Source organism: Actinosynnema sp. NPDC059335 (genome assembly GCF_042752395.1).
GTDB lineage: Bacteria > Actinomycetota > Actinomycetes > Mycobacteriales > Pseudonocardiaceae > Actinosynnema.
Genome location: NZ_JBHYXZ010000011.1, coordinates 79742 through 86312, shown reverse-complemented (window position 1 = coordinate 86312; position 6571 = coordinate 79742). Strand labels below are relative to the sequence as shown.

The window sequence follows — 6571 nt, the reverse complement described above, 5'->3', positions numbered from 1 at the left end:
GTCGGGCTCCAGGCGCAGACCCCGCACACCTGGTACACCGGCCTGTGGTCGCGCGGGGGCGGCGTCACCCCCGCCCCCGGCCCCCCCCCGCGGGGGTTCCCGGCGCGGGGGGGGCGCCCCCCCCTGCCGGGGAAGAGACAAGCGAACCGAGCCGCTAGCCGGTGCCGGCTCGCGTGCGCTGCTGCTGGAGTTCGTGGATGACGTCGCCCACGGCCGTCTCGAGGATGCCGCGTTCGGAACCGAGGCCGATCGGGATCGGGTGGTAGCGGCCACGGATGAAGACCGGGTCGCCGTCGGTGCTCTCGCCGACGGCCTCGAAAACCACGGACACGTTTCGCACGAGGAAGCCGTCGGGTAGCAGGTTCGCCGCTTGGGCTCCGCGTCTGATCGCCTCGTAGGCGTCGATGTCGACCTTGTGGGTACCGCTGCGATCTTGTATGTCGGTCACGCCTCTCCTCCCGCAGGTGGCAGGCCACCTGTTTCCCTGTGGAGCCATCTCCTACCACCTGCGACTCCACCCTCCGTGCGCGCGCATCGTCCGAGCCTCACACTTCTACCTGCTGTGCTGCCATTTGGCCACACCATGTGGACTAACGAGTTCACCCGAAGATCCGCACTGGTACGACCGGGTGTAGATAGCCTTTATCGCTTCGGGAACGAAGCGTATGGGCGTTGCCACGCTCCGCTCTTGCCTGCATGACAAGTCATGACAGCGGCGGGGCTGCGATCCTGTGTGGAGCGAACACCACGACGGCAGGGGAGACGACCATGACCCACACGCCGCACAGCCTCGGCGGACGGATCCGCTACCTCCGCAACTGGCGACAGCTCAACCTCGCGCAGCTCGCCGGCCTCGCCGGGCTATCCGAGTCCTACCTGTCCCGCGCCGAGCGCGGCGAGCGCACCCTGTCCCGCCAGGCGATCACCGCCATCGCCAACGCGCTGCGCGTGTCCGCCACCGAGCTGATCGGCCAGCCCGTCACCTGGCAGGATCCCGCGCTGGCCGACGCGCAGGCCACCATCCCCGCCGTGCGGCACGCCCTGGTGTCCAACCGGCTCGGCGCCGCCACCACCGCCCCGACACGGCCCGTGATCGCGCTCGCCGCCGACGTCGACCGGCTCGTCCGCGCCCGCACGCGCGCCGACTTCGGCGCGATGGGCGACGCCCTGCCCGCGCTGCTGACCGAGCTGTACGCCGCAGTCGCTGCCACGTCGGGCGACGAGCGGGCGCTGGCGGTGCGGCAGCTGGTGCGCGCGCTGAACACCGCGATGACCTTGGCGTCCGCGTTCGGGTACGCGGACCTGGCCTACATGGTCAGCGAGCGCAGCGTTCAGGCCGCGGCGGAACTCGGCTCGCCCGCGTGGGACGCGATCGCCACCTTCTCGCAGGTGCACGCGCTCGCCGGCGTGGCCGATCACGAGCAGGCGTTCCGGCTCGCGGCCGCCGCCGTCGACCAGACCGGTGCGGCGGTGACCGCCGACCGCGACCCGAACTCGGTCGCCGCCTACGGGGCGCTGTGCATGGTCTCCGGGCTGATGGCGGCCGGGTCAGGGCACGCGGCCGACGCGGCGGCCCGGATCGACGAGGCGGCCGAGGTCGCCGAGCGCACGGGCGAGTCCGGTCCCGACACGGCGTTCTTCGGCCCGACGAACGTGCGGCTGTACCGGATGCAGGGCGCGCTGGAGGCGGGCGATGCTGAGCGGGCGGTCGAGCTGGCGGACCAGGTGGACCCCGAGCTGATCGCGTCGCAGGAGCGGCGCGGCCAGTTCTACCTCACCCGCGGCCGGGTGCTCGCCGAGCTGGGTGGTCGGGGCGAGGACGCGGTGGGTGCGTTCCTGGCGGCGGAGCGGGTCGCGCCGGCGCGGCTGCGGAGCCACGTGCTCGCGCGGGAGGTCATCACTGGCCTGCTGCCCGCGGTGCGGCCGGACAGCGGCGCGGGCCGGGAGCTGCGGGGGCTGCTGTTCCGGCTCGGCGCCGCGCTGTAACGCTGCGCGTCGGCGCGGCGACGGATACGGGGTGAAGCTCCTCCGTGTGCTCGCCGCCGTTCTCGCCGTCTTCGCTGCCGCCGGGTGCGCGTCCGGCCCGTCCTCGTCGGGGTCGCCGACGAGCGAGGCGGTGGCCGCGGTGCCGTCGTCGTTCGGGTCGGGCGTGCTGGTGGGCGGTGCGCTGGTGACGGTCGGCGTGCCGGTGGCGTTCGAGCCGTCCGTGTCGGCGGCGGGCGCGGAGCGCGGTGGCCGCGGGGTGCGGGTGGAGGTGACCGCGGTCAACCAGGGGGACGCGGCACTACCGGCGCGCCGGGTCGTGGTGCGGGCGACGGCGGGTGGGCGGCAGTTGGACAGCGTGGTGGACTCGGCGCAGGGCGTCGAGCCGCCGACGGTGGATGTCCTGCCCGGCGGGACGCTGTCGTGGTCGGAGGCGTGGATGGCGCCGGACGCGCCGGGCGAGTTCCAGGTGCAGGTGGCGCTGGAGGGGATGCGCGGGTACTGGGTGGGCCAGTTCTAGGTCGGCTCGCTGCGGTAGCCGAGGGGGCGCCAGCCTGTGACCGGTGGGCGTGGTGCGGGTCGGGTGAAGGCGGTGTAGCCGAAGCTCGTGTCGCCGACCAGCGCGCTGGTCTCTTGGTAGACGGTGCAGCTGGGGGCGACTTCGGCGCGGGCCTGGTCCTCGGTGTCCCAGGTGCGGCCGGTCGGGATGCCGTCGGGTCCGCGTTCGTACCAGGGCGGTGGCGCGGTCATCGCTCGTTCCTGAGGCTTGACCTGCGGAAACGCTTGATCATCTTCACCTCTTAAACACCGAATGCTCAGCGCGACGTGCGACGCCCATGATGCTGGCAGACCGGTTCGTACAGGTCGAGCTACGCTCTTGACGCACGTGAACGCCCATGATGCACGGATCCAACACCCGTCCAGTGTGCGTTCGAGTCGCACCGGGGGCACTGCGCCTGACACAGGCATCGCAGTCGGAAAATGATCAACAGTGCGGCCCTGGGTGCGACTCGCCGGGGGCTTTGCGTGCCGGACGCGTCACCGGCAGCGGCTCGGGGTTGGGCGGGGCTCGCGGGCCTTGAGGCGCGGGTGGGTCCACTGTGGCTGGTCGGGGTCGCGGGAATGTGGTGCCGGTAGCCGTGTGGCTCGGTGCTTTTCTCTCGCCTTGCGTTGCACCACGGCGATCGGTCGCATGGCAGGACCCGCGTTTCCCGGACGGTCGGTGGGCGGGGTCACTTTGACGGTGATGATGATGGTCCGGCAGACTTCCCCGGCAAGGGGGGAGTACCCACCGAGTTCGTGATCGTCACTTCGGTCGCTCCGCGGCGGCCCGGTCACGATGCCACCGCCTTCGGTGGTCGGGGAGACCCGGTTCGCAGTCGGAACCGGAGGATCCGCCATGCTCCTTCCCACCTCCTTCGTAGCGCCGGCCGGCGTCTGCCCGCCCGCGGCTGCCCACTCCCGGCCGGCGTCACGTCGGCCTGATCTCCCCGTACGGCTTCCCCGGTCCGCAGGGCCGGGAGCCGGTTCGGCGCCGTCCGAAGCGCTCGGACCGAATCCAACCGGCTCGCCGACGGGGCGATCTGCGGCTGCCCGTGCGATCCGGCGAGCCCTTCACCAAGGGGGACTTGTGAAACCCGTCAACCGTGCCCGCCTGTTGGGCGTGCTGCTGTGCGTCCTCATGGCGGCGGGGTGCGCCTCGCTCGCCGAGTTGTCCAACCTCGGCTCACGCATCCAGGACAAGGGCTACACCGGCATTTCCGTCAGGCACAACACTTCCAACGGCTTCGACACGCTCGCCGTCGCGGCCTACAGCATCGAGCGGCGGGACGACGACGGGGAGGCGATCTTCCGCCTGGTGTGGGACACCTACCCCGGGGAAGTCGACCGGGTCGTCGTCACGGTGAACGACAAGACCAGGTCCGCCACGGCGGAGGAGTTGCACGAGGCGTACGGCCCTCACGAGGTCCAACCCGCGGGCGGGTCGGGTTCGGGGACCGTCGTCGCGTGGCTCGTCCTCGTCGGGTTCCTGCTCGTCGGCGGTCTGGTCGTCGTGGTGGTCGTCCGGCGTCGTCGGCTTCGCCGTGAGCCGCCCATGCCGCCCTACCCGCCGGGTCCCCACCAGCCGTGACGCCGGTCGGGGCGGCGCCACCGCGGTGGGGCCGCCCCTCGGCGCCGGCCGGCCGCCCGGACGAACGCGCGGACCCACGGGGTCTCGTCGGCGGTCCGCCAGGCGAAAGCCCAGTGGACCGGTGGGGCGTCGCGGACCGGCAGGTAGACCAGGTGGGGCCAGGGGGAGAAGCGGGCCGCTTCGGCCGGGACCGCGAGCACGGCCCGGCCGGACACGACGGCCTTGACCTGGTCGTCCCGGCTGGATACCGACGGCCCGCGCGGGATCGGGCGGCCGGCGGGGGTGCGGAAGGGCTGGAACGCCTCCTCCATCGACGTCGGGACCGGCGCGGTGGGGTTGACGAAGGTGAGGTCGCCGTAGTCCTCCAGGCACACCGAGTCGCGGTCGGCGCAGGGGTGCGAGTCGGCGAGCATCAGCAGGACCGGTGACGTGTGCGTGACGGGTCCGGTGGTGAGGTCCGGTTCGTGGACGGGCAGCCACACGTGCGCCACGTCGACCTCACCGGAACGCAGTTGCGCCATCTCGATGTCCCGCAGCTCCACGCGCCCTCCAGACCCTTGGCCCGGACCTCAACAGTGCGGCTCCGGAACCGTCCTTTTTCGACGGCGTCACGACGACCAGGCTGGTGGCGGCACCACGGCGCAGCCCGCGCACGGCGTGGAAACCCACGACTGCCGCCGCGCCGACACAACGCTCGTGAAGGGACCTCCCATGACCGCGTACCACATCGTCGCCGTCCTCACCGCGCTCTGGATCGGCTTCTCCGGGTACTCGCTGTTCTCCCGCCGGCCGTTCGTCGTGGAACCGCTCCAGCAGTACGGGGTGCCGCGGTCGTGGTGGAACCGGCTCGCGCCGGCCAAGTCGGCCGGAGCCGTGGGGCTGGTCGTGGGCCTGGCCGTCCCGGCGGCGGTGGGGCTGATCCTCTACTTCCTCGGCGCGGCGGCCACGACGATCCGGGCGCGCTCCTACAAGACCACCGTGTTCCCGCTGCTGCACCTCGCCCCCACCGTCGCGACGCCGGCCCTGCAGTGGGCCGGGTGACCGGGGCGCGGCACCTCAAGGGTGGCGGGCGTCGTAGTCGGCGCGGGCGGTGTCGATGGCGGCCAGGTGGGCGACGCTCCACTCCAGCAGGGGCGCGGCGGCCTCGCGGAGGGTCCTGCCCATCGGGGTCAGCGCGTAGCTCACGTGCGGTGGCATGACGTTGTGGACGGTCCGGGTGAGGATCCCGTCCCGCTCCAGGCTCCGCAGCGTCACGGTGAGCATGCGTTGGCTGATGCCGTCGACGTCCCGCTTCAGCTCGGTGAAGCGGCGGGGGCCGTGCCGGAGTTGGCGCACGATTAGCAGCGACCACTTGTCGCCGACGATGTCGAGCACCACGCGGGTCCGGCACGCGTCCTCCCGGCGCGGTCCGCCGTCCTGGGTCGTCATGGTTACCTCCGGGGAACCGGGGCACGGGAATGTGCCTTATTGCCCGACACCGGCCGGACGATCACGATGGTGGCAGTTCTCGAACAGTACCGGGTTACGAATGGTGACCGTGGTTGTCCACCCCACCTCGCGCGAACGGGAGTCACTGCCACATGCCCACATTCCTGCTGGTGCACGGCGCCTGGCACAGCGGCCGCTGCTGGGAGCGCGTCACGCCGCTGCTGGAGTTGGCCGGGCACCGGGTGCTCGCGCCGTCGCTCACCGGCTTCGGCGACCGGGCGCACCTGCTCGACCCCGAGGTGGGGCTCGACACGCACGTCGAGGACGTCGTCTCGCTGATCACCCACCACGACCTCACCGGGGTGGTGCTGGTCGGGCACAGCTACGCGGGCCTGGTGGTCTCCGCCGCGGCCGACCGGGTGCCGGACCGCGTCGCGCACCTCGTCTACCTCGACGCGATGGTCCCGGAGGACGGCGAGAGCGCGATGGACGTCCAGCCCGTGACCCGGGACCTCGTCGACCTCGCCGCGCGGTCCGGCGACGGCTGGCGGGTGCCGCCGCTGCCCGAGCTGCCGCCGCCGCACGGCCTGTTCGGCGTCACCGATCCGGCGGACGTCGCCTGGCTGCGGGGGATGCTGTCCGACCAGCCGGTGCGCTCCCTGCGGCAGCCGGTCCGGCTGGGCAACCCGGCGGCGGACGCCATCCCGCGGACGCACGTCCACTGCGTCGGGGCGATGCCGGCGGGCATCACCCGACGGCCTGTCCCGCCGGTGCAGCCCAACGGTTCCCCGGCCCGGGTGCGGGAGCTGCGGACCGGCCACGACTGCATGGTCACCGCACCGCGGGAGCTGGCCGAACTCCTGCTCGACGCGGCCCGCGCCACGGCGGTCGGGGCCGCGTCCTGAGCCTCGACGCCCGAACGGACCACGTGCGCCGCCCTGGCCCCCCGGCCCGGGGGGGGGGCGGCGCACCGGGGGGCCCCCGCACCCCCGGGGGGGCCTTTATATGTTTGGGGGGTTATAGATATTC

At 72.6% G+C, this 6571-nt stretch carries 9 protein-coding genes; 5 read left to right on the top strand and 4 right to left on the bottom strand.

Annotated features, from left to right (window positions below; all coding sequences use genetic code 11):
• Window positions 1-154 precede the first annotated feature (154 nt).
• Window positions 155-448, bottom strand: coding sequence for a hypothetical protein (locus tag ACFXGA_RS05765; RefSeq protein ID WP_378084708.1), 294 nt, complete (start codon window positions 446-448; stop codon window positions 155-157).
• Window positions 449-768: 320 nt separating this feature from the next.
• Between ACFXGA_RS05765 and ACFXGA_RS05760 the strand changes: the two genes are divergently transcribed.
• Together ACFXGA_RS05760 and ACFXGA_RS05755 are read left to right on the top strand one after the other, a co-directional pair.
• The gene (locus tag ACFXGA_RS05760) at window positions 769-1986 is read left to right on the top strand and encodes a helix-turn-helix domain-containing protein (RefSeq protein ID WP_378084707.1); all 1218 of its coding nucleotides are present in this window, start codon (window positions 769-771) and stop codon (window positions 1984-1986) included.
• Window positions 1987-2017: 31 nt separating this feature from the next.
• Window positions 2018-2503, top strand: a complete 486-nt coding sequence (locus ACFXGA_RS05755) for a hypothetical protein (RefSeq protein WP_378084706.1) — start codon at window positions 2018-2020, stop codon at window positions 2501-2503.
• Here ACFXGA_RS05755 and ACFXGA_RS05750 read toward each other — a convergent pair.
• Window positions 2500-2733, bottom strand: a complete 234-nt coding sequence (locus ACFXGA_RS05750; protein ID WP_378084705.1) for a hypothetical protein — start codon at window positions 2731-2733, stop codon at window positions 2500-2502. The two genes, ACFXGA_RS05755 and ACFXGA_RS05750, sit on opposite strands and share 4 nt — an antisense overlap.
• Before the next feature lie 880 nt (window positions 2734-3613).
• On the opposite strand from ACFXGA_RS05750, the gene ACFXGA_RS05745 reads away from it, so the two are divergent.
• Window positions 3614-4114: a hypothetical protein gene (locus ACFXGA_RS05745; protein ID WP_378084704.1), complete on the top strand. Its 501-nt coding sequence runs from the start codon at window positions 3614-3616 to the stop codon at window positions 4112-4114.
• Here the strand turns inward: ACFXGA_RS05745 and ACFXGA_RS05740 are convergent.
• A complete protein-coding gene (locus tag ACFXGA_RS05740; RefSeq protein ID WP_378084703.1) occupies window positions 4087-4656 on the bottom strand; it encodes a LysR substrate-binding domain-containing protein in 570 nt (189 codons plus the stop codon). The genes ACFXGA_RS05745 and ACFXGA_RS05740 overlap by 28 nt on opposite strands.
• A 169-nt stretch (window positions 4657-4825) precedes the next feature.
• Here ACFXGA_RS05740 and ACFXGA_RS05735 point away from each other — a divergent pair, with 169 nt between their 5' ends.
• On the top strand, window positions 4826-5155 hold the full coding sequence (locus ACFXGA_RS05735; RefSeq protein ID WP_378084702.1) for a DoxX family protein: 330 nt from the start codon (window positions 4826-4828) through the stop codon (window positions 5153-5155).
• 15 nt (window positions 5156-5170) lie between these two features.
• Here ACFXGA_RS05735 and ACFXGA_RS05730 read toward each other — a convergent pair whose 3' ends face one another.
• The gene (locus ACFXGA_RS05730; protein ID WP_378084701.1) at window positions 5171-5542 is read right to left on the bottom strand and encodes a winged helix-turn-helix transcriptional regulator; all 372 of its coding nucleotides are present in this window, start codon (window positions 5540-5542) and stop codon (window positions 5171-5173) included.
• Window positions 5543-5694: 152 nt separating this feature from the next.
• On the opposite strand from ACFXGA_RS05730, the gene ACFXGA_RS05725 reads away from it, so the two are divergent.
• A complete protein-coding gene (locus ACFXGA_RS05725; protein WP_378084700.1) occupies window positions 5695-6447 on the top strand; it encodes an alpha/beta fold hydrolase in 753 nt (250 codons plus the stop codon).
• Window positions 6448-6571 lie beyond the last annotated feature (124 nt).